At 39.3% G+C, this 25128-nt stretch carries 25 protein-coding genes and 3 tRNA genes; 7 read left to right on the top strand and 21 right to left on the bottom strand.

Annotated features, from left to right (window positions below):
- Positions 1–107 precede the first annotated feature (107 nt).
- Together GQR52_RS17075 and GQR52_RS17080 are read right to left on the bottom strand one after the other, a co-directional pair.
- Complete coding sequence (locus tag GQR52_RS17075; RefSeq protein ID WP_007580292.1) at positions 108–2285, bottom strand: YgiQ family radical SAM protein; 2178 nt, start codon at positions 2283–2285, stop codon at positions 108–110.
- A 399-nt stretch (positions 2286–2684) separates the two neighbouring features.
- On the bottom strand, positions 2685–4874 hold the full coding sequence (locus GQR52_RS17080; protein ID WP_165729198.1) for an EAL domain-containing protein: 2190 nt from the start codon (positions 4872–4874) through the stop codon (positions 2685–2687).
- Between the two features lie 111 nt (positions 4875–4985).
- On the opposite strand from GQR52_RS17080, the gene GQR52_RS17085 reads away from it, so the two are divergent.
- Positions 4986–5567, top strand: coding sequence for an SRPBCC family protein (locus GQR52_RS17085; protein ID WP_007580289.1), 582 nt, complete (start codon positions 4986–4988; stop codon positions 5565–5567).
- Positions 5536–6423, top strand: a complete 888-nt coding sequence (locus tag GQR52_RS17090) for a TIGR03899 family protein (RefSeq protein ID WP_024590186.1) — start codon at positions 5536–5538, stop codon at positions 6421–6423. Before GQR52_RS17085 ends, GQR52_RS17090 begins: the two co-directional genes overlap by 32 nt.
- 33 nt (positions 6424–6456) lie before the next feature.
- On the opposite strand, the gene GQR52_RS17095 is transcribed toward GQR52_RS17090, so the two are convergent.
- The 10 genes from GQR52_RS17095 to GQR52_RS17140 all read right to left on the bottom strand — a co-directional run bounded on the left by GQR52_RS17095 (position 6457) and on the right by GQR52_RS17140 (position 15332).
- On the bottom strand, positions 6457–7227 hold the full coding sequence (locus GQR52_RS17095) for a TIGR04219 family outer membrane beta-barrel protein (protein ID WP_007580285.1): 771 nt from the start codon (positions 7225–7227) through the stop codon (positions 6457–6459).
- A 3-nt stretch (positions 7228–7230) separates the two neighbouring features.
- Complete coding sequence (locus tag GQR52_RS17100) at positions 7231–8217, bottom strand: DUF2333 family protein (RefSeq protein WP_010554262.1); 987 nt, start codon at positions 8215–8217, stop codon at positions 7231–7233.
- 8 nt (positions 8218–8225) lie between these two features.
- On the bottom strand, positions 8226–8738 hold the full coding sequence (locus tag GQR52_RS17105; RefSeq protein WP_081709148.1) for a copper chaperone PCu(A)C: 513 nt from the start codon (positions 8736–8738) through the stop codon (positions 8226–8228).
- A gap of 76 nt (positions 8739–8814) precedes the next feature.
- Entirely contained in the window at positions 8815–9141 is a 327-nt protein-coding gene (locus tag GQR52_RS17110; RefSeq protein ID WP_010554260.1) for a hypothetical protein, read from the bottom strand.
- A 172-nt stretch (positions 9142–9313) separates the two neighbouring features.
- Positions 9314–9520, bottom strand: coding sequence for a PspC domain-containing protein (locus tag GQR52_RS17115; RefSeq protein WP_165729200.1), 207 nt, complete (start codon positions 9518–9520; stop codon positions 9314–9316).
- A gap of 9 nt (positions 9521–9529) precedes the next feature.
- Positions 9530–10201, bottom strand: coding sequence for a PspA/IM30 family protein (locus GQR52_RS17120; protein ID WP_165729207.1), 672 nt, complete (start codon positions 10199–10201; stop codon positions 9530–9532).
- 243 nt (positions 10202–10444) lie between these two features.
- A complete protein-coding gene (dusA, locus tag GQR52_RS17125; RefSeq protein WP_024607445.1) occupies positions 10445–11377 on the bottom strand; it encodes a tRNA dihydrouridine(20/20a) synthase DusA in 933 nt (310 codons plus the stop codon).
- Positions 11378–12051: 674 nt separating this feature from the next.
- Positions 12052–13728 (bottom strand): methyl-accepting chemotaxis protein, encoded by a 1677-nt coding sequence (locus GQR52_RS17130; RefSeq protein WP_240914490.1) that lies wholly within the window; start codon positions 13726–13728, stop codon positions 12052–12054.
- Positions 13729–13784: 56 nt separating this feature from the next.
- Positions 13785–14249 (bottom strand): hypothetical protein, encoded by a 465-nt coding sequence (locus GQR52_RS17135; protein WP_165729211.1) that lies wholly within the window; start codon positions 14247–14249, stop codon positions 13785–13787.
- A gap of 462 nt (positions 14250–14711) precedes the next feature.
- Positions 14712–15332: a MarC family protein gene (locus GQR52_RS17140; RefSeq protein WP_165729212.1), complete on the bottom strand. Its 621-nt coding sequence runs from the start codon at positions 15330–15332 to the stop codon at positions 14712–14714.
- A 95-nt stretch (positions 15333–15427) separates the two neighbouring features.
- On the opposite strand from GQR52_RS17140, the gene GQR52_RS17145 reads away from it, so the two are divergent.
- From GQR52_RS17145 to GQR52_RS17155, 3 genes are all read left to right on the top strand, one after another.
- A complete protein-coding gene (locus tag GQR52_RS17145) occupies positions 15428–15865 on the top strand; it encodes a transcriptional repressor (RefSeq protein ID WP_007580267.1) in 438 nt (145 codons plus the stop codon).
- A gap of 75 nt (positions 15866–15940) precedes the next feature.
- Complete coding sequence (locus GQR52_RS17150; protein WP_007580265.1) at positions 15941–16408, top strand: chemotaxis protein CheX; 468 nt, start codon at positions 15941–15943, stop codon at positions 16406–16408.
- Complete coding sequence (locus GQR52_RS17155; protein WP_165721147.1) at positions 16405–16833, top strand: secondary thiamine-phosphate synthase enzyme YjbQ; 429 nt, start codon at positions 16405–16407, stop codon at positions 16831–16833. The genes GQR52_RS17150 and GQR52_RS17155 overlap by 4 nt, the downstream gene beginning before the upstream one ends.
- Positions 16834–17064: 231 nt before the next feature.
- Here GQR52_RS17155 and GQR52_RS17160 read toward each other — a convergent pair.
- The 4 genes from GQR52_RS17160 to orn all read right to left on the bottom strand — a co-directional run bounded on the left by GQR52_RS17160 (position 17065) and on the right by orn (position 18339).
- Positions 17065–17140, bottom strand: a tRNA-Gly gene (locus GQR52_RS17160).
- A gap of 120 nt (positions 17141–17260) precedes the next feature.
- Positions 17261–17336 (bottom strand) — tRNA-Gly (locus GQR52_RS17165).
- 198 nt (positions 17337–17534) lie between these two features.
- Positions 17535–17610 (bottom strand) — tRNA-Gly (locus GQR52_RS17170).
- Positions 17611–17793: 183 nt separating this feature from the next.
- Complete coding sequence (orn, locus tag GQR52_RS17175; protein ID WP_165729214.1) at positions 17794–18339, bottom strand: oligoribonuclease; 546 nt, start codon at positions 18337–18339, stop codon at positions 17794–17796.
- 121 nt (positions 18340–18460) lie between these two features.
- Between orn and rsgA the strand changes: the two genes are divergently transcribed.
- Positions 18461–19519: a small ribosomal subunit biogenesis GTPase RsgA gene (gene rsgA / locus GQR52_RS17180; protein WP_165729216.1), complete on the top strand. Its 1059-nt coding sequence runs from the start codon at positions 18461–18463 to the stop codon at positions 19517–19519.
- A 15-nt stretch (positions 19520–19534) separates the two neighbouring features.
- The gene (gene asd / locus GQR52_RS17185; RefSeq protein ID WP_004336058.1) at positions 19535–20401 is read left to right on the top strand and encodes an archaetidylserine decarboxylase; all 867 of its coding nucleotides are present in this window, start codon (positions 19535–19537) and stop codon (positions 20399–20401) included.
- A 400-nt stretch (positions 20402–20801) separates the two neighbouring features.
- Here asd and GQR52_RS17190 read toward each other — a convergent pair whose 3' ends face one another.
- Genes GQR52_RS17190 through GQR52_RS17210 form a run of 5 tightly spaced genes read right to left on the bottom strand, consistent with a single transcriptional unit; the run spans position 20802 to position 25126 of the window.
- The gene (locus GQR52_RS17190) at positions 20802–21551 is read right to left on the bottom strand and encodes a HesA/MoeB/ThiF family protein (RefSeq protein WP_165729218.1); all 750 of its coding nucleotides are present in this window, start codon (positions 21549–21551) and stop codon (positions 20802–20804) included.
- 20 nt (positions 21552–21571) lie between these two features.
- Complete coding sequence (gene thiE / locus GQR52_RS17195) at positions 21572–23107, bottom strand: thiamine phosphate synthase (RefSeq protein ID WP_165729220.1); 1536 nt, start codon at positions 23105–23107, stop codon at positions 21572–21574.
- A gap of 9 nt (positions 23108–23116) precedes the next feature.
- Entirely contained in the window at positions 23117–23908 is a 792-nt protein-coding gene (locus tag GQR52_RS17200; protein ID WP_024592345.1) for a thiazole synthase, read from the bottom strand.
- A gap of 5 nt (positions 23909–23913) precedes the next feature.
- Positions 23914–24108, bottom strand: coding sequence for a sulfur carrier protein ThiS (gene thiS, locus GQR52_RS17205; RefSeq protein ID WP_002960781.1), 195 nt, complete (start codon positions 24106–24108; stop codon positions 23914–23916).
- Positions 24109–24115: 7 nt separating this feature from the next.
- The gene (locus tag GQR52_RS17210; RefSeq protein WP_165729222.1) at positions 24116–25126 is read right to left on the bottom strand and encodes an FAD-dependent oxidoreductase; all 1011 of its coding nucleotides are present in this window, start codon (positions 25124–25126) and stop codon (positions 24116–24118) included.
- Positions 25127–25128 lie beyond the last annotated feature (2 nt).

Here is a 25128-nt window from a genome sequence, read left to right on the forward strand (position 1 = left end):
GGGAATAACCACACTACATAGGCTCCGCCTTGCCTAAAAACCAAACATACTGCTGCAAATTCACCCACCAAAGATCAACACGCCCTAGTTATTAATAGATTGAATCACTAACGTGTACTTTGACGATTACCGCCTACTTTTGGTTTAGTGTTTGCCTTTTTAAATTGGCTAAAACCGGTATGTCGCGTTAGTGCAGGACGTCCGCCTTTACTGCCACCTTTACCTGCTTTTTCATCACGCCCTTCTTCAGGCACTAAACAGTTAGGCCCTTTACCAATTAAATTAGCTTTACCCATTTTACGCAGTGCTTCACGTATCATCGGCCAACCTGCTGCATCATGGTAACGTAAAATAGCTTTATGTAATCTACGTTGGCGAGCACCTTTAGGTACTGGAACAACTTCTGTATTGTTTTTTATATTACGTAAAGAGTTCATTTCTGTGTGGTAAATAGTCGTCGCATTAGCCATCGGTGATGGGTAAAAATTTTGTACCTGATCAAGCTTAAAGTCGTTTGATTTAAGCCATAAAGCCATGTTTACCATGTCTTCATCTTTTGTCCCTGGGTGAGCAGATATAAAGTAAGGAATTAAATACTGCTTTTTACCGGCTTCTTTAGAGTACTTATCAAATAATTCTTTAAATTGATCGTACGCCCCCATACCTGGTTTCATCATTTTTGATAATGGACCATCCTCTGTATGCTCTGGCGCTATTTTTAAGTAGCCACCTACATGATGCGTTACTAATTCTTTAACGTAACGCGGGTCGCGTACAGCTAAGTCGTAACGAACACCAGAAGCAATCAATACCTTTTTGATACCCTTAACTTCACGTGCTTTTTTGTATAAGTCTATTGTTGGCGTATGATCTGTATCCATATGCTTACAAATTTCAGGGTACACACATGATAAACGTCTACAGGTACTTTCTGCCTTTTTGCTCGTACAACGCAGTTTATACATATTTGCCGTTGGACCACCTAAATCAGAAATAACTCCAGTAAAACCGGGTACTTTATCTCTAATCTGTTCAATTTCTTCAATAATTGATTCTTGCGAACGGCTTTGAATAATACGCCCTTCATGCTCCGTAATTGAGCAAAACGAACAACCTCCAAAACAGCCGCGCATAATATTAACTGACGTTTTTATCATGTCGTAAGCAGGAATTTTAGAGTCGCCGTAACTTGGGTGAGGAATACGCTGATACGGTAAACCAAACACAGCATCCATCTCATGTGTTTCTAATGGGTATGCTGGCGGGTTTACCCAAATAGAACGATCGCCGTGTCGCTGAAACAGTGCTCTTGCACAACCAGGATTTGTTTCTTGATGTAGAATACGCGAAGCGTGGGCGTATAGAGGTTTGTTAACACTTACTTGCTCATAAGCAGGTAACTTAACGTAAGTTTTTTCCCATGGCTTAGGTCGCGCAGGCTGAACCATAATCGGTTTTGCAGCTTCTGCCTTTAAGTCTATACCCGCTTGTTTAAATTCAGATTTACTACAGCCAACATCATCAGCACCGTATGGATTTGGAATTGGATCAATTTTACCAATTTTATCTATAGCGGTGGAGTCACTTCCACGCCAGCCTGGTAAAGGTTCTTTTCTGATAACAGCCGTGCCGCGAATATCTTGAATAGTATCCATTGTTTCGCCTGCGGCAATACGGTGTGCAACTTCAACTAACGGACGCTCTGCGTTACCGTAAATTAAAATATCAGCTTTTGCATCAAACAAAATACTACGACGTACTTTTTCTTGCCAATAGTCGTAATGAGCTATACGACGAAGACTCGCTTCAATACCGCCAATAACAATTGGGATACCTTTGTATGCTTCACGGCATTTTTGCGAGTAAATCATTACGGCGCGATCTGGACGTTTACCACCTACGTTATCTGGCGTGTAAGCATCATCGTGGCGCATACGCTTTTCAGCTGTATAGCGGTTAATCATCGAATCCATGTTGCCAGCTGTTACACCAAAAAATAAATTCGGTCTGCCTAGTTCCATAAATGCATCTTTAGAGTCCCATGCTGGCTGGGCAATAATCCCCACTCTAAAGCCTTGCGCTTCAAGTACACGGCCAATTACCGCCATACCAAAACTAGGATGATCGACGTACGCGTCACCACTAATTATTATTATGTCACAGCTATCCCAGCCAAGTGCATCCATTTCTTCACGTGTAGTTGGTAAAAATGGCGCGGTGCCATAACATTCAGCCCAGTATTTAGGGTATGAAAATAAGGCGCGCTTAGCTTTGAGTGTGCTCATAATTGTGGCCGTAGAATAACAAAAGGCGCGAATTATACCCTACTAAATTGTTTATATATACAAAGTAGTCAAAGCATATCGCGCCTTAAATTCTAAATCGTTCATTAGGGCGTGTTGATCTTTGTGGATTGAAATTTGTTCAATCTAGGGGCGATTTAATCGCGGCGCGAGGTTTGTAACCTAGCGGGCTAAGTAAAAACCGAGCAACAAAGAGTTAATCGTCCCTAGAAAGAACCCAAAGGGCAGCGCATGTTTGGCATTTATGCTGCGTTATCGCCTATTTATGGGGAACAACCACACTACATAGGCTCTGCCTTGCCTAAATACCAAACAATCTGCTGCAAAATTAATCACAAAAGTTCAACACGCCCTAACTTAAATAATAATAAGTTAATCTTTTTAGCGTTTATTTATAAATTCTATTAATTCATTTTCAGGCATGGGTTTAGCATACATAAAACCTTGTACTTCATCGCATCCTAAATTTTTTAAGAACTGGGCTTGCTCTTGTGTTTCGACCCCTTCAGCAATCGTTTTTAAGCCCAACTTAGCACCAAGAGATATAACTAAGGCAGCAATAGCGCCAGTGTCGTCATTTGGTAAATCTTTAATAAATGCACGATCTATTTTCAACCGATCCAAAGGTAAACTTTGAATGTAACTCAGCGACGAAAAACCAGTACCAAAGTCATCAATAGCAACTTCCATTCCGAGTTCTTTTAGCTCGCTTAGCGTACTAATAACTGTTTCCAGCTCATCCATTACTACGCTCTCGGTGATTTCTAGTTCTATGTTTTTTGGCTTAACACCATATTTTAACAATGTATTTTTAACAGTTTGCGCATAACCTTTTACTTTAAACTGTGGAACAGACACATTAACAGCAATACAAATTTCTGTGCCCATATTTTCTAGGCGCTTTTGCTGTTGGCAAGCTTGTTCTAATACCCACTGCCCTATATCAACAATTAAGCCCGCATCCTCTGCAAGTGGCACAAACACAGCCGGCGATATATACACGCCATCACCTGCCGGCCAGCGTAATAATGCCTCACATCCAATTAGTGATAAGTCATCTAGTGAAAGTTGAGGTTGGTACCATACCTCTAATTTATTTCGAGCAAAGTCATGACGTAACTGCCTAATGATCCCTATCCGCCAAGCCATCTTATCTTGCATATCAATATTGTAATAAACACCTTCTTTATGCTTTGCTTTTTTAGCTTGGTCAAGTGCAATATAAGCAACTTTCAGTGTATCAATACCGCTACTTTGAAAGTCTTGTTGTTGGCATAAGCCCACTCTAAAATCGATAGGGAGTAAATGTTCTTCTGCGTAAAATGAAATACCTAATTGCTCATTCAACTTTTTTAAGTCAAATTCGTCTTGGCGAATAATAAAACCAAAAACATCAGCGCCAATACGTGATAGTAATTTAGCTGTTGGGTAATTTTCTCTTAACCTTTGCACAATGCCAATTAATACTTTATTGCCGACCTCTTGCCCTAAGCCGTTATTAATATCTGCAAAATTAACTACATCAAGTAATACAAATACATGATCGTTCACGTGTGGCTTTTGATAACTCACCACCCGCTCAATAAAGTTCGTACGATTTGAAATACCAGTAAGCACATCTTTATAAGCAGCATCTCTTAACTTTACAAATAACCTTATGTTATCAAGTGCTACACTTACATTAGTTAAGAAAATTTCAGCAAATTGCAGCTGTGCTTGTAAGGGAATGTGGTCGCACTCTATATATAAAGCCGCTTGTCGATGCTTACTTTTTAATATAAATGTTGAACTTGAGTCTATATGTTGGTGCTTTGACAAACCAAAACACGACTCAACTTGTTCAAATACTTTGCTATCAACATTAATTAATTTTTTACCAAAATAGCTTTCGTAATGCCCGCAACCACCTAAAACTTGAATAAAGTCATCGCCATCTAACTTACTGCAAACAAGCCCTCTAGGTGAACATTTTAAAATAATACTCATGTGCTTAATGATTTCTTTGCATAATTGCTTAACATCAGTAAGTCCTAAAATAGACTTTGATGCTGAAACAATCGTGTTCATTGCATCACTTTGATATTCAAGCTGACATACCTGCTCGTATGAGCGAATAGCGGTTATAAGCGAAGTTACTAACTTAGAACGAGTCAGCTCTGTTTTCGTTTTATAGTCATTTATGTCGTATTCTCGTATTACTTTTTCTTCTGGTGTAATACCTGCTTGCCCTGTTCTTAAAATAATTCTTACATGCTGATTATTTAATTCGTCACGCACCCTTTTTACAACCTGTAAACCGGCATCGTCAGTTTCCATAACAACGTCTAAAAAAATAACCGAAATATTTTTATTTTTAGCTAGCACTTCTATTGCTTCTGCACCCGAATAAGCATCGTGAAATCGCAAGCCAGCCCCTAAAAACTCAACGCCAGACAAAGCTAATTTTGTTACAGAATGAATCTCAGGTTCGTCATCAACAATTAAAATATCCCAAAACTTAGTCTGCTCAACAACAGCATCGTCTTCAAAATCTTGTTCAAAAAATAAAAAATCGTTTTGATCTGACGACATTCGCTCTCCTAAGTAGCAATCAATAAATTATTTTTGGTTTATAATCTAATTCATACTATAGTCGATTAATAAAAAGTTGTTGTATTTCAACTTGAAAAACTAATAAAAGGTGTGCTTATTAAACCATTAAAAATATTAATCAAATGCGTACTGTTATTACTATTAGTATTGGCACTGGTAGGGCTAATACTGCCTCAAAGTTATAGTGTAAATAAAACAATCGAAATTAATGCCAATCTTAAAGTAATAAAGCCGCTTATCACCGACTTTAGCCAATGGCAAAAATGGTCTCCATGGGAAAAAGTAGACCCCAGCATACGTTTTACTTTGGGCGAACCCAGTTCTGGCCTAGGGGCTCATCAGTCTTGGAAAGGAAAATGGGGGTATGGTGAAATGATCATAACTTCGGTAAGCCAAAATAAAGTCAGCTTCAACATACTTTTAAATGCTGAACATATTATTAGAGGCACTTTTAACCTTAGCGAGCAAAACGGTATAGTTACGTTAATATGTAATATTAAAGGTCAAACAACTGCTCCTTTAATATCTGGTTACACTGCAATTTTGAGCGAGTACGTACTCAGTAATACAGTTTCACTGGGTTTAAATAACCTTCAAACTGTTGCACAGCTTAGTGATCCACAAAGGATAATGCACAGTCATGACAGTCAAAACAGCACAGGCGAGAATTAATCTTGCCAACATCATCGAGTCCTTGCTTGGTTACCCTATAACAAAAGTAGGTAGTAACGGTGTACTACCTACTAACGAGCAAAGTTACGATATTAAGGGCAAAATTAAGCCGCTTTATCATATCAACAGTGAAAACTCTGTTTTAGCTCGCGCTCAAAAGCGCCAAGATTTATTACTCATTAAACAACAACAAAATATAGAATCAATTTTAGCAGTAGCTATGGGATTTTGCCCTGATGTAGCAAGTAGTAAACAGCCCGATGTTGATTGGGTAGAGCATTTTATAGCTCTGTGTGAAGATACTTCTAATGAATCAATGCAAATTTTATGGGCAAAAATTTTAACAGGAGAAACACTCAATCCTGGTACGTTTTCAATTAAAAGCCTACAAACTTTAAAGCATATGACACAGCGAGAAGCAGACTCTTTGCAAAAATGTGTGTCGCTCTCAGGCTATAACGAAAAAGACGACAGCCACTTTATATTACTCGGCTTTTACAAAAAACCATCGTTGTTTGATTTGCTACGAAAAGGCAATAAAGTATCTTTAAATTTAGGAAAAACGGGTATTAGCTTTCCTGATATTTTAACGCTCATGGATCTTAATTTACTGTATAGAAAAGAAATTGAATCTGCAGTGCTTAAAGCGGGGCAAGAACTTACCCTTTCATTTTTATCGCAAAAAGTAACGTTAAAAGCAAAGAGTAGTGATTTGGTATTAAGCTATTACAAATTTACTCAAACAGGTGATGAGCTATCTAAACTCATTAATTTCCCTGTCAATAAGGTCTATAAGCAGTTGATTAATAATGCGCTAGAGGGAGAGTTTGATTTAGCGTGGCACGCAATAAAATAATATGCCACGCTTCATTTAATTAGAAAATACTAATTAAAAATGAACCTGAATACCCGCAAATGGGCCAGATGCATCAATATCAGTAGTAATATCATCTACATCATCAAGTTCTAATACCATAGAGCGGTAACCGGCTTTAACAGCAACATCTACTGCTAGGTTATCAATAAGTTCCCACGCTACGCCTACTTGATAATCTTGTACTTTACTGTCGTCAATAGCCAAAAAGCTACCTTCAAAAAATACACTTAAACCAGTAAATGGTAAGCCAGCTTCGGCACGGCCGTATGCAAGAGGAACAAAACCAGAGAAGTCTTTGGTTTCGGTAAAGTTAGTACCACCATTTTGGGTAGTGCCGCTTACAACAATATCACCGTCAAACTGTTTAGCATTTAAACCTAGGTCTATTGAAATTAAGTCATTATCAAAAATTTCATAATAAAAAATATAATCAATATGCGTTAAATCACTTACCGTATTTACAGTAGAACCAACAACATAATCAGAACCATTAAAGCTAAATGTATCTGTAAGCAGCGCAGAACCATTTAACTCAAGCTCTGTATACTTTAATTTGATATTTGGTACTAACGGCACTGGGTGCTCAAGCGCCGCGTAATAACTTACAAAAGTCTCATCTTCAAAATTAAAATCTTGAGATGCATTATTTTTGTAAGAAAATTGGCCATCGTTATCTGACTTCCATCCATCAACACCTACGTATAAACCTAGTAGAGTGTCAGCTTGCGCTGCTGGTGCTAAACATGCCATTGAAAGGGCTGCTGCTAAACAATACTTTTTCATTTTTTATCCTTGAGCTAGTAGTTCGCTAAGTTCGATTAAAGCCGCATTGGCTCTAGAAATATAATTTGCCATAACTAAAGAGTGGTTAGCAACATAGCCAAAACCATTCCCGTTTAAAATAAGTGGGCTCCATACTGTTTCTTGAGTTGCCTCAAGTTCACGTATGATTTGTTGAACGCTTACACGTGCATTTTTCTTTTCAAGTACATCATTAAAGTCATACTCTATCGCTTGTAAAAAATGCAGTAACGCCCAAGTAGCACCGCGCGACTCGTAAAACACGTCGTCGATTTCTAACCACGGTGTTCTTACTTGCTGCTGCAGTGGAGCAAGAGTTGCTTGTTTATTAGATGAATTACCCGCTAAATCGGTGTTCACTTTTTCTTGGCCTACACTGGCACTTAAACGCTGACTTAAGCTACCTAAACGTTTTTCAGCTTCTTTAAGCCAACTACGTAAGTTATCTGCTCGTGCGTAAAATTGGCTATCGCGCTCATGCTCGTTAGCAATTTGTCCACGATATACCATTAAATAATCAATACCTTTTTGATACTCACCTTCAGCACTTGGCCATGCCCATGCTTCAGAGCTTATATTAAACTGTGGCTGCGCCTTTTTAAGTGCTTCATGCTCAGTAGACTGTGATTGCGAACGGCTAAAATCTTTTCGCATAGAAAGCGACAAATCACGCACCATTTCTAGCGCGCCATATTCCCACGCCGGCATATCATCCATAATAATACTTGGTGGTATTACATCATTTGATAAGTAGCCACCGGGTTTATCTAGTAAGGTATTTGCTACTGTAATTAATGTAGAAGTCGTTACATAACCCGTAACTATTTTTTCATTACGAAGCTGCGCTTGCTCTTTGGCGTTTGCAACAACATCAAAACGTGAAGGCTCAGTGCTCCAATAAACAGCAATTGCGTAAAATATGATAAGCAGTAAAACAACTATTCCTGCTATTTTTCCTTTGTGTTGCGACATGTGTACTCCTAGTGATGAGCGTGTTGAGTAGATGGTTTTGACTGCGTAGCTTGCGCTTCAAGCGACACGACTTGAGCATTAGTGAACAAGCGATTACCGTCACTAAAATATAGCGTGAGTTTGCGTTCTTGCCCTACTTTTAATGGCTCTTGTGGTTCAAATACCATTAAATGATAACCCCCAGGTTGAAAACTGACACTTTCGTGCGCTTTAATTTCAACTGATTCAACTTGTTGCATTTTCATCATGCCGTCTACATGTGAATGCTCGTGTATTTCAACACGCCCTAAGCCATCAATAGTTGCCTTAGTTAAAGTTGCTGCGGCTCCACTGTGATTTATCAGCGTTAAATAACCTACAGTTGAAGTACTGCCAGGTAAAAACTCTCTAATTTGCGCGTTAGTTACTTCGAGCACAGCCACATCAGAACCATGATCATGCCCTGAGTGCGCCGCCAACGATGACGAAAAAAAACTAAATATTAATGCAGAAGCCATCGAAAAACATAGTTTCGTCATCATTCTTATCCTTATGAAAACTTTAAATTACAGGCTAAATTTAACATAGTTAACCTATAATAGTCAGTCAAATTAAGGATTAAGAGGCTACTTTTTTGTTATCGGCAACAAGCCAGCACAACACTGCAACAAATAGTAACGGCCATGCAATCATTATAGATCCGAATAAAAGCGCTAAAACAGTCCCTGCTAATGCCACTACACCCGCACCAACTAATCCCATAGTAATTAAAGCCACTACAGCAACTACAGCAACAATTGCGGCCAAAGCACCTACAAGCTCAAGCCCAGCCCAGCTAATATCAGCAATCCATAACGGCAACTGCCAAGAATCAATCTGCACAAACGTTATTAAATCAGTAAACAGTAATAAATAGATAATTACACATACTGCCAAAGCTTTCATAGTAATTCTCCTTATACCAACCGGCTTATATATGAGGTCGATTTAACGATAAGAAAATTGCGCTATAACTAGGCAAAAATTTTTATATCTAGTTGTTCTAAATAAAAATTTTTAACAACGTTATAGAGTGATTTAATTCGTTAAATTGTTCAAATATTTATGCCTATTGGTATTAATACTCTTTATTTTCAAGGCAGCAATGCGCTATAAAATAACCAAGTGCAATTGCAAACGGAAAACTCAAAAATAATAAAATAGTAAATACGCGTGTTGCCCATACAGGAAAGTCCAATCTATGAGCTAAACCACTACACACACCCGATATTTTTTTATTTAGCGTATCTTTATACCAACCTCGTTGACGATTAAAGCTGTTCATAGCAATCTCCTAAGCAGTTTGTTTTAAATTAGTATTTAAGTCCGCTTTTAAGCGAGCCAGTTCAGCATCAATTTTTTCATTTTTAACTAACGACTCAATTTGGGCACTCATAGAGCTTGCTGTATCAGTCAGCTCATAAGCCTCTACTTGAGCTTCAACACGCTGCTCTATTTGTTCAAAACGAGACAACGCATGAGCTACTTTATCGCTTTGTAGTTGCGTACTGATTCGCCCTCTAGCAATAGCAACATTATGACGCTGCATTAACTGAGCTTGCTTAGTTTTAGCCATAGCCATTTTTTGCTGCAGACGCTCACAATCAGACTTAATTTTTGCAATAGACTCTTGCAGTGTTTCTAGTTGAGTTTGCTTCTTTTCAATGCTTTCGTTAACGCGCTGCTTTTCAAGTAAGGCAGACTTAGCAAGGTCATCACTGCCCTTCTCAACCGCACGTTCTGCTTTAATTTGCCAAGCTGCTAATTCTGTTTTTTTAGTATCAATTTGGCGATTAATTATTTTCTCTTCACACAATAAAGCGGCTGCTGTACTACGGCACTCATTCAACGCATCTTGCATCTCGGTAAGCATCAAGTTTAAAAGTTTTTCTGGGTCTTCTGCTTTATCAAGCATAGCGACAATGTTTGATTGAATTACATCATTTACGCGGTTAAATATTCCCATGGTATTCTCCTGTTGATTTTTAATTAATTTCAACAAGGAGAGTCCAAGAGTTGTGCCAAGTTCATCAAAAAAAAATAAAGCATTTAAAATCATAGTGGTAAATAACAAGCACTCTAGTTTTTAGTGACTTCCAGCTGAACAGCATAGAGTGTAATTGGCCAATAAATTATGCTTTTGACTAATATTTAGGATCAAAAAAGCCACTCGAAAGTGGCTTAAATTTAGAACTTTTAAAGCTTAGCTTTATTCTGGTACAAAGCTTAATGCTTTATCCATTACCGATAAATCAGCTTGCTTACCATGACCACTTTCAGAAAGATGGCGTCTAAAACCTCGTGCACCAGGCTGCCCCTGAAAAATACCGAGCATGTGACGTGCAATATGCCAAAAATTAGCACCCAAACGCATTTCTTCTTCAATGTAGCTGTACATTGAGCGCACTACGTCGTGGCGTGATTGTGTGTTTGCAGCATCACCATAAATTTTCTCATCAACGTCATTGAGCATAAATGGGTTACTGTAAGCTTCACGCCCAATCATTACACCATCAATATGTTGTAGATGTTCTAGGCTCTGCTCAATTGTTTTAACGCCGCCATTTAGGCTTAAGTCTAGCTGCGGATAATCTTTTTTAAGTTGATAAACACGTGGGTAATCAAGCGGTGGGACTTCACGATTTTCTTTTGGGCTTAAACCATTAAGCCATGCTTTACGAGCATGAATAATAAAATCATCACATCCTACTTTATGAGACGCTTCAATAAGCGCACATAAAAACTCATACGAATCTTGCTCATCAATACCAATACGCGTTTTAACAGTTACAGGAATACTTACTTCGTTTTTCATTGCTGCAACACACTCAGCAACTAATTGAGGCTCAGCCATTAAGCATGCGCCAAATCGACCATTTTGAACTCTGTCTGACGGGCAACCTACATTTAAATTTATTTCGTCATAGCCACGCTCACCTGCCAGTTTTGCACATTGCGCAAGCGCTTTAGGATCAGAGCCACCAAGTTGCAGTGCAACTGGGCCTTCGTGTTTATTAAAATGTAAGTAGTCGCCTCGACCAAATAAAATAGCCCCTGTGGTTATCATTTCTGTATAAAGCACAGTATGTTTAGTCATTTTGCGATGAAAAGTACGACAATGGCGATCAGTCCAATCAAGCATTGGTGCCACAGAAAAGCGTCTATCCAAAGTACATTTATTCAAAGCAAACCTCAGGGTATTAAAGTTATTAAGCACAGCTTAAAAGGCGCTGCATTTTACACAAAAGCCTAGCGAGCATCAATGTAAAGAAAACACCTAAAAACCAAAATAATAATCTACACCAATTAAAATAAACCATATGACTCTGCTAAAGCCCATTTACCTGTGAGGTTAAACTTTCAACAGCTATGTTTATTTTTAGGTAAGGCAAAGTCTACGTGATGTGGCTACCCCTATAAATAGGCGATAACGCAGTATAAATACCAAACAGATGTTGCCCTTTGGATTCGCCTTTGGGGCGATTTACCTTTGTAGCCTACATAGGTTTAGATTAGGGACATTAACAGAACACAAAAACTTTGCCCCGTTTTTTAGCGAGCCCACAAGGTTACAAACCTCACGCCGCGATTAATTCCCCTAGATAAAACAAATCTTAAAACTGAATATTTAACAGGCTCAATATATTAACGCGACTATTATTGATTAATTTGTCTGTGCGGCAATAATGAAACTAATACAACTGCAGCAAGACAAGCACATAACCATATTTCATAAAGCGATTATCTACCTTAGGGATATATTTTTTGACGAGCAATAATTCGATTCCATTAACGCCGCTAAGCCAAAAATATAATTTAAACTTTAAATTTATTTAAATTCACTCTTAAATTTGCGATGTATCGGGCAATACTTTCATTCGCTTCTGATGTATTTTTTGCACCTGTAGACGTTTCTATTGCAATGTTAGTAATATTAATCAGGTTTTGATTTATTTCACTTACAACAGCAGATTGCTCTTCTGCTGCGGTAGCAATCTGTAAGTTTAAGTCTGTAATTTCATTAACAGCGATGGCTGAGTTGGCAAATATTTCTGACGTTTGAGTACTTTTTTGCAGGCACTCGTCAGCACTATTAATGCCTTTATTCATACTAATAACCGCATTTTTAGCTTCGCTTTGTAAGCGAGTAACCAGTCCTTGTATATCAATGGTTGAAACCTGCGTTCGTTGAGCAAGCGCTCTCACTTCATCCGCAACTACTGCAAAGCCTCTACCAGTATCACCAGCGCGTGCAGCTTCTATAGCCGCATTTAAAGCAAGTAAGTTAGTCTGTTCGGCAATGCTTTGTATTGTGTCTAAAACACTACCAATGCTGTTCGTTTCAGTAACAAGGCACTCTATTACAGTGCTTGCTTCATCTATTTCTTGAGCTAAACGCTGAATAACAACTTTTGCTTGTGAAGCTTCTAATTTCCCCTTTGATACACGCTCTTTAACTGCTTCAGTTACGTCCGATGTATTTTGGGTATTACTAGCAACCTCTTGGGTAGTACAATTCATTTCCTCTACAGCGGTTGAAACCATTTCTGTCTCAGCTCTTTGCATTTCAACATTAACGACTGTTTCTTGCATTACAGTTACAGCAAACTTTGATGATTCATCTAATTGGGAGAGGTGTATATTAGCCTCGTTTATTGTTTCTCTTAGCATTAGTAAAAATTTATTAAATGCTCTCGCTGTATCTCCAGTTTCATCACCAGCGCTCTCGTCAAGTTTTAAAGTTAAATCACCATCGCCATCAGCTATTTCAATCAATCTATTTTTTAGCTTATTCACTGGTAAAGCAATTGCTCGACTGATCAAATATGATAAAGCAACGCCAACAATGACGGAGAATATAAATATATAAAGAATAAAATGAATACCTTGTTTTTCATCATTTTCAGCTTGGAGCGCTGAATTTAAGGTAAATTTTTGGATCTGGGACAGTAAAGCTATAAGCTTTTTATCGAATTTATCTTCCGCAACCTCTATTGATTTTACTTTATTACTCACACTAGAAACGGTCTGCGTTTTAGTCATCTCAATAACATCACTAATACTCACAGCAATACTTTGATACTCTTTATTTAAAAGCTTTAAATCGCTCGCGAGAGACTTAAAACTCAATTTCGCTTTTTCACTATGCAATTTATCAATTGAGTCAGTGACAAATTTTTCTGACTTATCAAATTCACTCTTAATTTTCTGTGTTAATGAAGTGAGTTTTTGCTCAATTTCTGCATTGTCACCCTCTGGATTTAAACTTACCTGTAATAAAGCTCGCTGAAATAATATTGTCTGTTCTAATTTATGCTCAGACATTTTAGAAAGCATATTGCTAAGCGGTATATCTCGCTCAGCTATATCAACTAGCTCTATACCAATTTTATTCATTTGTATTAAAGATATAACTCCGATCACAAACATTAGTAGTATTTGTGATACCCCTAGAAGGTATATTTTACTTGTAATAGACAATTTATTTAACATTTCAGACCTCTTAATAATTTAGGTTTAACCTAACTCTACAGTTACAAGTCAACACATTAAAAAGGTCTGGTAATAGCTAAACCCACAACAATTGCTTCTTCATTATCAATAAAATCAACAGCTATAGTGGGTGCAATTCCAAAATCTCCTATATGAAAATCATAAGCAGAACTTATGCGGTATAAATTTTCATTATGAGGGTGAGCTCCGCCAATTCTCTCCTCACCATAGCCCACACCTAAACGTATACTTTTGGTTGGATGATAATAAAGCGAAGCCAAAGCTACAGCAGTACCATCGCCATGATGAGCATCGTTTGTACGCTCAAATATCACCCCAGCGCCCCAACCTTGAGTAAACTTATATTCATATTCAACACCAAACGTAAACTCAGTCTCACTATCAAAATGTGTAGTACCAATAAAAAAACCAGGAATATGCTTTACCTCATCACTGGCTTGAGCAATTGGAGCTAAAAAAGTTAATAAACATACCGTGAGCTTTACAGTTTTATTTTTCATAATTTTCTCTTTTAAATAAGGAAACAAAAAAACTCCCACACTACATCACCGTCAGTATTCCTTATAACAAAGCTAAAATGTAATAACTAAATAAACTGTTAAAAAAAATTTATTTCATATGTGGGGCAATATCACTAGTAAATATAGGAAGGGTTGCTTACTTAGTAAAATTTTTTATGAAATCATTCAAGACTATAAATGACGCAGTTTTATTTATATGAAACATGCTTATTTTTGCTGGGTGGGGTAACTCTTATCACTAATCACGATAGCAACATAGATTGAGGGCTATATTAATACCTATTCTCTGTACAGCACTCTATAGAAAGAAGTAAGGGAACACTTAAAAAACGTTGAGAGGAAGCTACGAAGATATTAAGTCGTCATTAGATCATAATGATCGCCAAAAACCCAGAACAGCAATATAGCGTAACGCCTTGCACCTCTAAGTAGGGACTACTTTTAATTAAATACCTGCAAGCCAAAATAATGGGCTATGCCATTTAAAATATTGGTAATCGCAACCGAGCTTAAAATAAGCCCCATAATTCTACTTATTATACTTGCACCACTATCACCAATTAATTTATGTACATGCGTTGCAAGCAGTAACAAAACCAGTACAACCGCTAATACAGCAAGCATCATTGAAGACGTTAGTAATTGCTCAACCCAGGTATATTCTTCATTACGAGTCATTAATACGGCGCCTAACATAGCGCCAGGGCTCGCGATAGACGGAATCGCAAGCGGAAAAATAGCGGTTTCAGTGCTGTCGCGTACACTTTTAATTTCGGCTTCAGGTTTACTTTCACCAAATATCATTGAAAGCGCAAAAATAAGTAATATGATACCGCCGGCTATTTGAAAAGCCGAAAGTGGAATTTCAATTGCGTTAAGTAATTGCTCACCTGCGAGTACAAAAAATAAGAGCACTAATGCAGATACGCCTACCGCTTTAAATATAACTTTACGTTTAAATTTCTCATCATCACCACGTGTGACTGCAATAAATACAGGTACAGTGCCAATGGGGTCAATAACCGCAAAAAAGAAAATAAATATAGCCAATAGTTCGTGCATTACTGGGTTTCCTAGGTAAAAAGCGCTTAATAAAAACGCTGCAACTACAACACAGTATGTTAGTATATCACGGTAGCATAAGGATAAGAGTAATGATGAATATAGAATCACTCGTAAGTAAAGCAAAACAAGTTTGTGACAACCGTGGTGCGCGTTTTACGCCTATCCGCGAGAAAGTATTTCGTCTATTAGCCAGTGCACAAGGTGGTGTTGGTGCATACGATTTGCTTGAGCAATTAAAAGTAACTGAAACAGGTGCTAAACCTGCAACTATTTATCGTGCATTAGACTTTTTAGCTGAACTAGGTTTTATTCATAAAATTGAAAGCACAAATGCATTTATGCTGTGCCATCATTTTGATCATATTCACCCGGTACAATTATTAATTTGCGATACATGTGGCTTTGTTAAAGAATTACACTCGAGTGTAATTTCGCATGAACTTAATAATCTAGCTGCCGAAGGTGGCTTTGTCGTATCAGGGCAAACAATAGAAGCACATGGTAAATGTGAATCTTGCAGAGCATCATAATCCTTCAAAGTTATCCTTAGTGACTATACTCAAACTATATAGTCATTTCACAGAACAAATTTAAGAGTAGCCACTATGAATGTAGAATTCATCAATCCTTTTTTATCTTCTTTAATTAATGTTTTAAGCACTATGGCTCAAACTCAATTGAAGCCGGGTAAACCTCGCATTAAAACTGATGAGATAGCCTGTGGTGATGTATCAGGTTTGATTGGTATGGTTGGCCCGCAAACGCGAGGATCATTTTCAATTACATTTGATGAAGGATTAGCATTAACCATCATGGAGCGTATGCTTGGCGAACGCCCTGATACCATAGATGAAGAAGTTACCGATATGGTTGGCGAAATAACCAACATGGTAACTGGTGGTGCTAAAAATTTACTTGGCGAGAAAGGCTTCGACTTTGATATGGCAACGCCTATTGTGGTATCGGGTAAAGGTCATACAATTACTCATAAAAGCCAAGGTAAAAAGATCATCATGCCATTTAGCTGTGACGCAGGTAATGCAAACATTGAAGTTAGCTTCGATAAACTATGAGTTGGCAGCAAAAGCAAATTACATTAAAACCTCGCCTGCGAGGTTTTCATATAATTGATGGCGAAATATTATCTCAACTTCCTGAACTGGCGAGTTACAAAATAGGCTTGTTACATTTATTTATTCAGCATACCTCAGCGAGCCTTACAATAAACGAAAATGCAGATCCCACTGTTCGTATGGACATGGAAAGCCATTTCAATAAATTCGTTCCTGAGCGTCAACCTTACTACCGCCACGATTATGAAGGTGATGACGACATGCCCGCGCATATTAAAACCAGTACGTTAGGCTGCGAGCTAAGTATTCCTATTTCAAATGGTTATTTAGCGTTAGGTACATGGCAAGGCATTTATTTAGGTGAACATCGTAACTCAGGCGGAGCTAGACGTATTATAGCAACTATTCAGGGGGAGCTATTTTAACAAAAGCTTCAGGTTTCAAAGTATTAGCTCTTCTGTACCTCACTCATACCTCATAACTTCAAAGTACGACACCTTTCTTGTGGCGCTGAGCTCGCGCGAAGCGATAGCTTCTAACAACCAAAACTTCAATGCTGAATATTGCACATAGAATAAAGTAGATAAGAGAGATTTTAAATTATAATTTTATTTATGATTTTTAATATAGAAAATTTTGAAAGGATATAAAAAGATTGGAGCGGTACACGAGGCTCGAACTCGTGACCTCGACCTTGGCAAGGTCGCGCTCTACCAACTGAGCTAGTACCGCATTTTTACTTCTTTAGTTATTTTACGCTTAAGCGCGACAGGTCGCGTTCAACATTCTAGCAACTGAGCTAGTACCGCATTATATTTTCATTCAACACTACAATTTCTTTTGGTTAGAAATTGGAGCGGTACACGAGGCTCGAACTCGTGACCTCGACCTTGGCAAGGTCGCGCTCTACCAACTGAGCTAGTACCGCATTTTTTATTTCTTCAGTTATTTTACGTTGGTGCGCGACGGGTCGCGTTCAACATTCTAGCAACTGAGCTAGTACCGCATTTTTACTTCTTCAGTTATTTTACGTTGGTGCGCGACAGGTCGCGTTCAACATTCTAGCAACTGAGCTAGTACCGCATTATATTTTCATTCAACACTTCAATTTCTTTTGGTTAGAAATTGGAGCGGTACACGAGGCTCGAACTCGTGACCTCGACCTTGGCAAGGTCGCGCTCTACCAACTGAGCTAGTACCGCATTTTTTATTTCTTCAGTTATTTTACGCTTAAGCGCGACAGGTCGCGTTCAACATTCTAGCAACTGAGCTAGTACCGCATTTATTGATGGTAATTCAATCACTCAAACACACTAACCCCGCGTGGGTTATCGTCTTGAGCGGGGCAGGATTCTACAATAATACAGTCTGTTTGCAAGTGTTTTTTACAAATTAAAGAAAATTTCTCTATAGACTTTTAATTCCATAATCGAATCTTTAATGTCATCCAAAGCAAGGTGTGAGCCTTTTTTGTTCACTTTTGCAAGCACTTCTGGTTTCCAGCGACGTGCTAATTCTTTAATAGTACTCACATCAAGATTTCTGTAATGAAAGAAGTCTTCAAGCTCGCGCATATATTTATTCATAAAGCGGCGGTCTTGACCAATTGAATTACCACACATTGGCGAAGTGCCTGCTGGTACCCACTGCTTTAAAAACGCTAAAGTTTGCTCTACAGCATAGGCTTCATCAAAGGTACTTGCTTTGCAGCGAGCTGTTAAACCCGACTTACCATGTTGAGTAGTACACCACTCGTCCATGCCATTTAGTAATTCATCACTTTGATGAATAGCTATAGTTGGCCCTTCGGCTAATATATTCAGGTCTGCGTCAGTGACAACCGTCGCAATTTCGAGTATTTTATCGGTCTCTGGTTCGAGCCCTGTCATTTCAAGATCGAGCCAAATTAAATTTGATTTATTAATAGTCATAATTACCTAAGCGGTGCTTTCCTTTAGATCCAACGCATTTCGATATATCATATTAGCATCAACCGTCGAGCTAAAGCTTTTTTTAGGAAAAGCGACATTTAACTAAGGTTATAGGCCTCCAGTGGCAAAACAAAAAAAATTAAGTAAAGGCCAATCGCGTCAGATCAAGGCCAATCACCAAAAGCGCATTAATAGCGCAGACTCAAGACCGGCTAAAAAAGGGGCGCAAGAATGGCAAACCGATAACTTAGGTCAGGTCGAGAGCGCAATTGTGATCAGTCGTTTTGGCCAACACGCCGATGTCGAAACACAAAATGGCGATGTACTTCGCTGTAATATACGCCGTACTGTGTCTAATTTAGTATGTGGTGATGAAGTATTATTTCGCCGTGCCAAAGTAAGTGAGGGTGATTTAGCCGGTGTAATTGAAGCCACGCAAGAGCGTCGCTCGCAACTTACCCGCCCTGACTTTTACGACGGTGTTAAAGTTATTGCAGCCAACATTGACCAAATACTCATGGTATCGGCTGTATTACCCGAGTTTACACCCAGTATTATCGACCGTTATTTAATAGCCTGTGAAGATATGGGCATTGAGCCAATTTTAGTGCTCAATAAAACCGATTTAATTGACGAAGCAGGCCTTAACGAAATACAAAAAGTTCTCGATATCTATCGTAAACTTGATTACCAAGTACTCCTTGTTAGTAATATATCAGGCGATGGTATTGATAAATTAAAAGAAGTACTTGTTGATAAAAATAATATTTTTGTTGGCCAAAGTGGTGTGGGGAAATCAACCCTCGTTAATACTGTATTGCCTAACGCTGAAATATTAACTAAAGAAGTATCTGAAAACAGCGGCTTAGGCCAGCACACAACAACTGTTTCGCGACTTCACCATTTACCAAGTGGCGGTAACCTAATCGACTCGCCAGGTATTCGTGAGTTTGGTTTATGGCATTTAGATGTTGAGCGTGTAACGTGGTGCTTTAAAGAGTTTAGAGAATTTATAGGCGGGTGCCGCTTTAGAGACTGTAAACATTTAAACGATCCGGGTTGCATCGTTAAAGAAGCAGTAGCCGATGGAAGAATTTCTCAATTGCGCTTTGACAGCTACCACCGAATTTTAGAAACAATGGCCGATGGCCGTGCAGGCGCCCGTGCGCCTCGCGTATAATTTAGGAAAAATACTGTGAGTTTAGACAAATTTAAAATCGCAATGCAGTACGCAATGCCAAAACATTTTATTTCACGCGTAGTCGGCAAATTAGCTGCTGCAAAAGCGGGTGCTTTAACAACGACTTTAATTAAACTATTTATTAAGCAATATAAAGTAGATATGAGCGAAGCCCAATACCCAGATCCGGCTCATTATAAAAGCTTTAATGAATTTTTTACTCGCCCTTTAAAAGACGGCATGCGCCCAATGGTAGAAGATAGCAATATCATCATTCATCCAGTGGATGGCGCAATCAGCCAGCTAGGCGATATTGTTGACGGACAGCTAATACAAGCTAAAGGCCACGATTACAGCTTACAAGCGCTACTAGGCGGCTCACAAGATGATACAACACCATTTTTAGGCGGTAAGTTTGCCACTATTTATTTAGCGCCTAAAGATTACCACCGTATTCATATGCCAATTGATGGCACACTAAGCAAAATGATTTACGTGCCAGGTGATTTATTTTCAGTAAACCCACTTACAGCGCAAAACGTGCCTAACTTGTTTGCACGTAACGAACGTGTGGTAGCAATTTTTGAAACTGAGATTGGTCCGCTTGCAATGGTACTTGTTGGCGCAACAATTGTAGCCAGCATAGAAACTATTTGGGCAGGCACTGTCACGCCACCAGCAGGTAGCGATGTATTTAGTTGGAAATACCCAACCACTGGCGATAACGCTATCACGCTTAAAAAGGGTGAAGAAATGGGTCGCTTTAAATTAGGCTCTACTGTGGTACTAGCATGGGGTGCTGATAAAGCTGAAATACTGGATGACCAACTACCAGAAGTGGTTACTCGCTTAGGTACTGCGTTTGCAAAAATTAACGATTAAAATAAATCGTTAATTAGAAATAAAAAAACCGCGTTTATTTAAACGCGTTTTTTTTATTTTTGTAGGCGTAAAGCCTGCTTACGCGTAAAGCGCCGCTTTTAATATTTATAACTGATACTTTACTTACTTATTGGCTTCTCTAAAGCGCAGCGCCCTCTAAACCTCTTTGTGAATAAATCACTTAAAATCTTATTGCACTAAGAGAAGCAAAAGAGATGTAAATGAGAAGACATCTGGCATAGAAATTACGAGCTTTGCTCGTCACGCCAGCAAGCTGTGCATCTACAAGTTTGGTGTAAGAATTTTGATGTACTGTAGGCGTGAAGCTTGCTCACGCGAAAAGCGCAGCTTTTAATTCTTTAACGCCACATGTAATAACAGGCACAAGCCCCTCAAAAACCTATTTACCACACTCTTTACACTCTGAATCTTTAATCACTTTAAAGTGCTGCTGCTTTAAAGTAAGCGCATCAAACGTTATAAATACACATCCCTCTGCATGCCCCATTAATAAGTTGAGCGTAAGTTGCGCCTGCATAGAGCCTATTACACCAAGTAGCGGGCTAATTACTCCTGCGTTACTGCAATTTATAACCGGTGTAGCTTCGCTTTGTGGAAAAACACAGCCATAGCACGGGCTATCACTTTGCCTAAAATCAAAGCCCATTAACTGACCTTTAGTTACCAATGCAGCACCAGAAATTAACGGTGTTTTATTAGCAATACAATAACGATTAATACTATAGCGAGTACTAAAGTTATCAGAGCAATCAAGTACGATGTCGGCACCTTTTAGCATGTTAGCTGCATTATTCTCATCTAACTTTTGGCAATGCGTTACTATTTCTATTTGATTATTAAGACTCGCTAATACTTTACCCGCCGCAGCGACCTTGTTTTGCCCTAAGTGGTTTATTTTATAAAGCACTTGGCGCTGTAAATTTGAAAGTTCAACTTCGTCATCGTCAATTAAAATAAGCGTTCCAATGCCCGCCGCAGCTAAATACAAAAGTGCTGGGCTACCTAAACCACCAGCCCCCACTACTGCAACCGTTGAGGATTTAAGTGCTAACTGCCCTTCAAGCCCAACTTCTTCAAGCAACAAATGGCGGCTATAACGAAGGGTTTCTTTTTCGCTTAGCTCATTCACGTTTACCAGCCTTGTTAGTATTAATTTGCACTGCTTATGGCTACTTGCAGAGCACTTATAGCCTCTACGTAATTATCAGCCTCGGTAATCGCACGCACTACGGCAACACTGCCTACGCCGGTTTTCGCTACCTGCTCAGCACGGCTTAAGTCAATACCGCCTATTGCCACTGTTGGATAGCTTTGCATAAGCGGTACAAATTTGATCAGCTTTTCAAGACCTTGTATTTGCCCTGTCATGTCTTTTGTTGTGGTTGGGTAAATAGCACCAAATGCCATATAACTAGGGCGATAATTATGCGCACGCAGCATTTCATAAAAGCCATGAGTAGAAAGCCCAAGCCTTAACCCAGCGTCTTTAATTGCCGCTAAATTAGCAATCTCTAAATCCTCTTGCCCTAAATGCACACCATACGCACCATGCTTAATAGCTAGCTGCCAGTAATCGTTTATAAATACCTGTGCATTGTATTGCTTGCCCAGCTCAACAGCTAGCTTAATGAGCTCATCCAGCTCGTCTTGCGTTTTATTTTTAACGCGTAACTGCGCTGTTTTAATGCCTTGTTGTAAGCATTTTTCTAACCAATCGGTGCTATCAACAACCGCATATAAGCCCAGCGATTTACTTTCACAAGGTGCAAAATCAGCAGCCATATTAAAATCAAGCGGCACATCAAAATCTAGTTCATCGCCCAGCCAGCTACCGGGCTCAATTACTTGTGGGTAGTCAGCTAAATTAGTGGGGAACGATGTATGAGCAACCGGTCCAATCCCCTCGCCGTATCGAACAGACTGTTTTAGCCCTTGGTTTATATATGCCTTAGCTAAAATAAAGGCATCTTTTAATGGGTAGTCTTTAGCTAAACACGCAGCAATTACCGAAGCCATGCTACACCCGGTGCCGTGGTTATGCGGTGTTTGTATTTTTTGATTGCCTAACCAATATTCTTCACCACTTTGCGTATTACTATCAATACAATAATCAATGCAGTAGCCACTTGGGTAATCCCAATGTCCGCCTTTAATAACAACGGCTTTAGCGCCCCAACTTAATAGCTTATTAGCCGCTTCTTTTATTGCAGCTGGACCAATTAAATACACACCGGTTAATAACTGTGTTTCGTGTGTATTTGGAGTTATTACATCCACCAGCGGCAGTAAGCACTCTTTTATTGCGCTGACGGTATCTTCTTCTGTTAGTAAGTCACCGCTTGAGGCAATAGCGACAGGGTCATATACAATAACGGGAGGCACAGGCCACTTAGTTTTATAATGACTTATATGTTCGCTGATCAACTGAATTTGCTGCACATTGGCTAACATGCCAATTTTTATCACTTTGGCTTTCATATCTTTTTCAAGCGCTAGTAACTGCGATTCAATAATATCGGTAGACACTGCATTAATAGCCTCTACGCCTAAACTATTTTGTGCAGTAAGCGCCGTAATTGCCGTGCAGCCATGTACACCAAAACTTTGCATTGCTTTTATATCTGCTTGAATACCTGCACCGCCGCCAGAATCAGAACCGGCAATTGTCCATACTACGTTATTCATATTCTTTCCTTACTGCTGATGCCAAAATGGCATACCCATTGTTGGGGTTGATGGGGCTGCAACGTCTTTTTCAGGCATTGCTTTTGCTTGATATGCAAAGCGCCCTGCTTCAACTGCGGCTTTAAATGCGCGGCTCATAGTAATTGGGCAACCCGCCCCTGCAATGGCTGAATTTAATAATACCGCATCATACCCCATTTCGAGTGCTTGGCAGGCATGCGATGGCAAACCTAAACCGGCATCTACTATTAATGTGGTATCGGGTAAGCGCTCTCGAATAGTTTTTAAATTATAGCTATTTAACAAGCCTTTACCGGTGCCTATTGGCGCCCCCCACGGCATAAGCACCTCACACCCTAGCTCATTTAAGCGCTGGCAAAGTACTAAGTCATCGGTGCAATAAGGCAATACTTTAAAGCCATCATTAATTAATATTTTTGTGGCTTCAAGTAGCGCAAAAGGGTCAGGCTGTAAATTGTAATCATCGCCAATCAGCTCTAGCTTAATCCAGTCGGTGGCAAATACCTCTCGGCACATTTTTGCAAGCGTTATCGCTTCTTTAACACTGTGGCACCCTGCAGTATTAGGGAGTATTTTTAAACCGGTATTTTTTATTAACTGCCAAAAATCATCACCTGCCGCTGCACTTTGTTGGCGCCTAAGCGACACGGTTACAATTTCAGCGCCAGAGGCGACTATCGATTGGGTCATAATGTCGGGCGACGGATAAAGTGCAGAGCCTATTAATAAACGACTCTTTATTTGCTCTCCATAAATAGTTAAACAGTCTTTAGTTTGCATGAGCTTTATCCGCCTTGAATGGGTGACAGCAACTCAACACTGTCGCCTTCATTAAGTACATAGTTACTGTGCCGACTTTGTGGAATAAATTCGCCATTAACAGCCACAGCAAAAGGCGCGACTGCACCAAAACTTTGAAGTACCTCAACGAGTGCTTTACTATTAACATTAAGTAGCTCGCCATTAATTGTAATATTCATTCTACTCTCACTCTATTCGTGAAACTGCTTGCGCCACTAATGCCGGCGCCAACATATAACCATGTCGATACAAACCGTTAATGCTAATTACATTACCAACTTGTGATACTTCTGGGCGGTTATCGCTAAATGCAGGGCGTAATCCGGTTTGAATACTAAGTAGTCGTGCTTCGGCAAACCCGCTGTGTACGGTATAAGCCGCTGAAAGTAACTCAAGAGTTGAGCGCACTGTTGCGGCACCATTGTCTTGTGACTCTATTTCAGTCGCACCAATTACATATTCATGATTAGGTTTAGGCGCTATATAAATTGGATAACGCGGGTGCATTAAACGCACGGGCCTGATTAAACTTACCTCTGGTGCGTATAACCTTGCTACTTCGCCGCGCACACCTCTAAGCGGTTTATCATCTTGAGTATTTTTAGCACCAAGCCCACGGCAATCAATAATGTAATCAAATGGTCGATTGTTTATTTTATTGTCGCTAATGGTTACGCGCTGATTAAATACAAATTTTACTTTGCGTTTGTTGAGCTGTGCAAAGCTGGCTTTATAAAATGCTTGGTTATCAATTTGCCCCTCGCAGGGTAAAAATAAGCCTTGATTAAAGCGCCCTGCAAGTTCAGGTTCAAGCATTGTAATTTGCTGAGCATTTATATGCTCGGCAGTGTGATCAGCTAGCGGTTTTATACGCTGTGCAAAGCTTTGTAAATCGCCTTTGTCCTGCTGATGCGCAATGACCAACGTGCCTTGCTGCTGAAAAAAAACGTCACTTTCAAGCTCGGCAATAATGCTGGGCCAGCGCTTCATTGAATCAAGACCCATTAAAGCTAAATCAGCCTCACATAACACCGACTCAGCAAGCGGGGCAAGCATTGCTGCAGCCACTTTACCGGCGCTATTTGGGGTTTGCTCATCGTCTGCTTCAAACACAGTTACATGATGCAACTTACTCAGCGTAAGCGCAGCTAACCTGCCCGCTAAACCAAACCCAACCACCGCAATGTTATAAGACACGA

Source organism: Pseudoalteromonas sp. 31A1 (assembly GCF_011378815.1).
GTDB classification, from domain to species: Bacteria; Pseudomonadota; Gammaproteobacteria; order Enterobacterales; family Alteromonadaceae; genus Pseudoalteromonas; species Pseudoalteromonas arctica.

What these genes read in the sequence shown, in the direction of transcription:
- GQR52_RS17075 (WP_007580292.1), bottom strand. Translation starts at nt 2,285, where the DNA reads ATGAGCACACTCAAAGCTAAGCGCGCCTTATTTTCATACCCTAAATAC.
- GQR52_RS17080 (WP_165729198.1), bottom strand. Translation starts at nt 4,874, where the DNA reads ATGTCGTCAGATCAAAACGATTTTTTATTTTTTGAACAAGATTTTGAA.
- GQR52_RS17090 (WP_024590186.1), top strand. Translation starts at nt 5,536, where the DNA reads ATGACAGTCAAAACAGCACAGGCGAGAATTAATCTTGCCAACATCATC.
- GQR52_RS17095 (WP_007580285.1), bottom strand. Translation starts at nt 7,227, where the DNA reads ATGAAAAAGTATTGTTTAGCAGCAGCCCTTTCAATGGCATGTTTAGCA.
- GQR52_RS17100 (WP_010554262.1), bottom strand. Translation starts at nt 8,217, where the DNA reads ATGTCGCAACACAAAGGAAAAATAGCAGGAATAGTTGTTTTACTGCTT.
- GQR52_RS17105 (WP_081709148.1), bottom strand. Translation starts at nt 8,738, where the DNA reads ATGATGACGAAACTATGTTTTTCGATGGCTTCTGCATTAATATTTAGT.
- GQR52_RS17110 (WP_010554260.1), bottom strand. Translation starts at nt 9,141, where the DNA reads ATGAAAGCTTTGGCAGTATGTGTAATTATCTATTTATTACTGTTTACT.
- GQR52_RS17115 (WP_165729200.1), bottom strand. Translation starts at nt 9,520, where the DNA reads ATGAACAGCTTTAATCGTCAACGAGGTTGGTATAAAGATACGCTAAAT.
- GQR52_RS17120 (WP_165729207.1), bottom strand. Translation starts at nt 10,201, where the DNA reads ATGGGAATATTTAACCGCGTAAATGATGTAATTCAATCAAACATTGTC.
- dusA (WP_024607445.1), bottom strand. Translation starts at nt 11,377, where the DNA reads ATGCTTGATTGGACTGATCGCCATTGTCGTACTTTTCATCGCAAAATG.
- GQR52_RS17130 (WP_240914490.1), bottom strand. Translation starts at nt 13,728, where the DNA reads ATGTTAAATAAATTGTCTATTACAAGTAAAATATACCTTCTAGGGGTA.
- GQR52_RS17135 (WP_165729211.1), bottom strand. Translation starts at nt 14,249, where the DNA reads ATGAAAAATAAAACTGTAAAGCTCACGGTATGTTTATTAACTTTTTTA.
- GQR52_RS17140 (WP_165729212.1), bottom strand. Translation starts at nt 15,332, where the DNA reads ATGCACGAACTATTGGCTATATTTATTTTCTTTTTTGCGGTTATTGAC.
- GQR52_RS17145 (WP_007580267.1), top strand. Translation starts at nt 15,428, where the DNA reads ATGAATATAGAATCACTCGTAAGTAAAGCAAAACAAGTTTGTGACAAC.
- GQR52_RS17150 (WP_007580265.1), top strand. Translation starts at nt 15,941, where the DNA reads ATGAATGTAGAATTCATCAATCCTTTTTTATCTTCTTTAATTAATGTT.
- GQR52_RS17155 (WP_165721147.1), top strand. Translation starts at nt 16,405, where the DNA reads ATGAGTTGGCAGCAAAAGCAAATTACATTAAAACCTCGCCTGCGAGGT.
- orn (WP_165729214.1), bottom strand. Translation starts at nt 18,339, where the DNA reads ATGACTATTAATAAATCAAATTTAATTTGGCTCGATCTTGAAATGACA.
- thiE (WP_165729220.1), bottom strand. Translation starts at nt 23,107, where the DNA reads ATGAATAACGTAGTATGGACAATTGCCGGTTCTGATTCTGGCGGCGGT.
- GQR52_RS17200 (WP_024592345.1), bottom strand. Translation starts at nt 23,908, where the DNA reads ATGCAAACTAAAGACTGTTTAACTATTTATGGAGAGCAAATAAAGAGT.
- thiS (WP_002960781.1), bottom strand. Translation starts at nt 24,108, where the DNA reads ATGAATATTACAATTAATGGCGAGCTACTTAATGTTAATAGTAAAGCA.